Source organism: Mangrovimonas xylaniphaga (assembly GCF_001280435.1).
GTDB classification, from domain to species: Bacteria; Bacteroidota; Bacteroidia; order Flavobacteriales; family Flavobacteriaceae; genus Mangrovimonas_A; species Mangrovimonas_A xylaniphaga.
On sequence record NZ_LBIP01000023.1, the window covers coordinates 1 to 420 of the forward strand.

The following is a 420-nucleotide window of genomic DNA, read 5'->3' on the forward strand; positions in this document are numbered from 1 at the left end:
CCCACAGTTCAGTCTTGTCGTCGCCCGTTACTGCTAAACGACTGCCCTCTTCCCGCCGCTCGGCAACCCACTTGTCCAGAGCCAGCACCAGCGACTGGATACTGCGGCGCAGTGTCGGATGGGCGCCCTTACAGGCCGACGCTGCCCGACGGCTCTCCCTGCGGTTTAGCGCGGCCGTGAACATGCCGCGCGCCCGGTCACCCAGGTTGTGCGCCTCATCGACCAATAGAGCGCGGCGCTGGGCCCGGTCCTGCAGTACATTCAACCGCACCAGCGGATCAAAGACGTAATTTAAATCACACACCACCAGGTCAGCCCAGGGGAGCATCTGCAGGGACAGCTCGAACGGACACAACTGCAACCGGTCGGCGACTTCTGCCAGCACCTCGGGGGTCAGCAGTGGTTCCCCCAGTAACTGAT

Annotated in this window: 1 protein-coding gene; it reads right to left on the bottom strand. The window is 63.1% G+C overall.

What is annotated here, in order from left to right; translation table 11 throughout:
* On the bottom strand, positions 1-420 hold a 420-nt coding region (locus ZA06_RS16125; protein WP_240472324.1), incomplete at both ends, for a hypothetical protein.